The 2560-nt window shown below is 60.0% G+C and carries 5 protein-coding genes; 3 read left to right on the top strand and 2 right to left on the bottom strand.

Going from position 1 to position 2560, the window contains the following annotated elements; all coding sequences use genetic code 11:
* Positions 1 to 405, top strand: a 405-nt coding sequence (locus EN750_RS28715; protein WP_145967998.1) for a universal stress protein, incomplete at its 5' end; no start/stop codon positions are given.
* A 159-nt stretch (positions 406 to 564) separates the two neighbouring features.
* Positions 565 to 834, top strand: a complete 270-nt coding sequence (locus EN750_RS28710) for a DUF6455 family protein (protein ID WP_127398772.1) — start codon at positions 565 to 567, stop codon at positions 832 to 834.
* 58 nt (positions 835 to 892) lie between these two features.
* Here EN750_RS28710 and EN750_RS28705 read toward each other — a convergent pair whose 3' ends face one another.
* A complete protein-coding gene (locus EN750_RS28705) occupies positions 893 to 1591 on the bottom strand; it encodes a CBS domain-containing protein (protein ID WP_127398771.1) in 699 nt (232 codons plus the stop codon).
* Positions 1592 to 1738: 147 nt separating this feature from the next.
* Here EN750_RS28705 and EN750_RS28700 point away from each other — a divergent pair, with 147 nt between their 5' ends.
* A complete protein-coding gene (locus EN750_RS28700; protein ID WP_127398770.1) occupies positions 1739 to 1954 on the top strand; it encodes a DUF1858 domain-containing protein in 216 nt (71 codons plus the stop codon).
* A 3-nt stretch (positions 1955 to 1957) separates the two neighbouring features.
* Here EN750_RS28700 and EN750_RS28695 read toward each other — a convergent pair.
* Positions 1958 to 2560 (bottom strand): Crp/Fnr family transcriptional regulator (locus tag EN750_RS28695; protein ID WP_145967997.1); only part of this gene is annotated, 603 nt, incomplete at its 5' end.

The raw sequence follows: 2560 nt of genomic DNA, 5'->3' as shown, positions 1-2560 counted from the left end.
GTCCTGGTCGCCGCGAGCAATGTCGAACATGTCATGGCGAAAACCGTGCTGGTTGCCTGGAAAGACACGAGGGAAGCACGGCGGGCGATAGCAGATGCGTTGCCCCTTCTGGCCAAGGCCAACGAAGTCGTCGTTGCCACAATCGATACGGACCGCGACGAGAGCATCCGCGACAGTCTCGCCGATATCGCGGTTTTTCTGGAACATCACGGCATCATGGCACGAACCGAACTGATTGCCGGCGAGGCTGACGGCGATCAGTTGCTGATATTTGCGCGGTCGATCCATGCGGACCTGATCGTCTCGGGTGCCTATGGGCACAGCCGTCTGCGGGAATGGGCGTTCGGCGGGGTCACGCGCTCGCTGATTGAGGAAAGCGGCATCAACCGCTTCATGTCGTATTGATGGGTCGACGTCCCAGCAGCCGAGTGCGCGGCGGTGGGTTCAGGAACTTCAATCTACCCCCTTCGCCGCCTTGGCCTGGCAACGGCTCCGTCTGTTGACCGAGATCAAGTCGTTGGCCGCCTGCATGGCTATGATTCTCAAAAGGCAGGAGTGACCAAGATGAGCTTTCTCGATTATCTGATTTCAGTCGACGCCAGGGCCGCGTTGATGGGTCGCATGATGCGCAAGCTTGGTGTCGACAGGCAGTTGAAAGTGGTGGCGGACCATGCAGCCGTCACCGATCGGGCGGTCAACCGCTGCCGATCCTGCGGCCATCAGGACGAATGCTCGACTTGGCTCGATCAACACGAGCAAACCGATGCTCCGCCAGATTATTGCCGCAACCGCGACCTGATCGCACGGCTGCAGCATGCGGCCGGCCAGCGTTAGTCGTCGAGCGGCTACGCACGCAGTTCGCCTTGGGAAAATGGTGGGGGGTAGCCCTTGGCTACGAGACCAGGATGACGGACAACGGCTCGGCGCAAAATAGATTGTCCTCAACGCCTTTGACGCCGGCGACGTTTTCGGCCGCGACGATGGCTGCCCGGCGCTCGCGTTCGTCGAAGATGGCGCCGCTCAGTTTTACGATCCCTTTGTCGACACTGACATTGATCAGATCATTTCCAGCCCACTTCTGCGCTGCAAGCTCCGCGACGATGCTCCGGCGTATCCGTTCGTCGTCAATGGCCGTTGGGGTCGAGGCTGGCTGCGTGTGAAGCAGCGCACGAAGAAGATCGGAGCGGGCAATCATTCCGACAACTTTGTCGCCGTCGACGATCGGGATGCGTTTGATGCAGTGATGCGTCATCAACTCGACGACCTCGGCAAGCGATGCATTGGGGGATGCCGTGACAACGCTGTCGGTCATCACGTCCTCGACCCGCCGTCCGTTGGCCAGGACATATTCTTCGGCAACTCTTCCCGGGCTGACAAGAAACTCCAGCCAGCGTGGGCGCTTGCGCTGAGTGCCCAACTCTGCGCGGCGTAGGAAATCACCCTCGCTGATAATGCCCACCAGCGCGCCGTCGCTGCGAATGACGGGAAGCCCGCTGATCTTGCTGGAGAGCATTAATCTGGCCGCTTCGACGATCGAGGCAGACGGATCTATTGCAACGACCGGTGTGGTCATTATGGCTTTGGCTTGCATGCCAACCTCCTCAAATACTTTATCCCGTTGCTTATCGAGATCGCGCACGCCGCGTCTTGATCTGAATCATTTCAGATTGCGAAAGCGCAACGAGAGCGGTCCGAACGCGATTTATGAAGAGGCTTCGCAAAACGCGGAGACCTGATCATGGAACAGCGCAGTTCGATCGACCCAGACATGGTCGTTGACGAAATCATGAGGAAATGGCCGGCAACGGTGGCTGTGGTGCTGAGATACAAGATGCTGTGCGTCGGCTGTCCGATCGGCACATTCCATACCGTGGCTGAAGCCTGCCGGGAACATCGGATCGATGAGGGCGACTTTCTGGGCGAACTCGAAGCGGCCGTTCGAGGAGAACGGTGAGGATCAGCGCTTGTCCCGATTCTCCGCGAGAACCACAAGGCGATGCGCATCCTTGACCGTGACTTTCTGGCGTCCGCTGACAATTATTCCATCGTCTTCCCACCGGCTCAGCAGCCGGCTGACCGTGTGCAGCGTCGTCCCGGTCATCTCGGCGATGTCCTGTCTCGAGATCGGAAAGTCGATTTCGACGCCGCTATCGGTCTTTCGGCCGGTCTGGTTTGCCAATCGCAGCAGCGCATGCGCAACCCGCTGCTCCACCTGTTCCGTCGACATCTCCACCACGCGCGTCTGGGTCTCCTGCAGCCTGCTTCCAACCGTCCTGTAGGTGGTTGCTCCAAACACCGGGAACCGACGCGCCAACTCCGGCCAAAGAGCGTTGGGCCAGGCCAGCACCACGCAATCCACCGCCGCGACAGCACTGGCGGGGTAGGCCGTCCGGCCAAGTGCCGCGGCGACGCCAAAGATCTCGCCTTCGCTAATGTATCTGGCGATGACCTGCTGTCCGTCCGGCGTGGTGCGGACCACCCGGATGTGACCGGCGATCAACACGAAGAAGGAATGGGCCTCGGCCTCCTGCTCGAAGATCGTTGCGTCCTTGGCATAGCG

Source organism: Mesorhizobium sp. M7A.F.Ca.ET.027.03.2.1, assembly GCF_003999175.1.
GTDB lineage: Bacteria > Pseudomonadota > Alphaproteobacteria > Rhizobiales > Rhizobiaceae > Mesorhizobium.
The sequence above is the reverse complement of the archived record's forward strand: the minus strand, read 5'-3'. Positions and strand labels throughout refer to the sequence as shown.

Bases quoted from the DNA above. Each gene is read 5' to 3' on its own strand.
- EN750_RS28710 (WP_127398772.1), top strand. From the start codon at position 565: ATGAGCTTTCTCGATTATCTGATTTCAGTCGACGCCAGGGCCGCGTTG.
- EN750_RS28700 (WP_127398770.1), top strand. From the start codon at position 1,739: ATGGAACAGCGCAGTTCGATCGACCCAGACATGGTCGTTGACGAAATC.
- EN750_RS28705 (WP_127398771.1), bottom strand. From the start codon at position 1,591: ATGCAAGCCAAAGCCATAATGACCACACCGGTCGTTGCAATAGATCCG.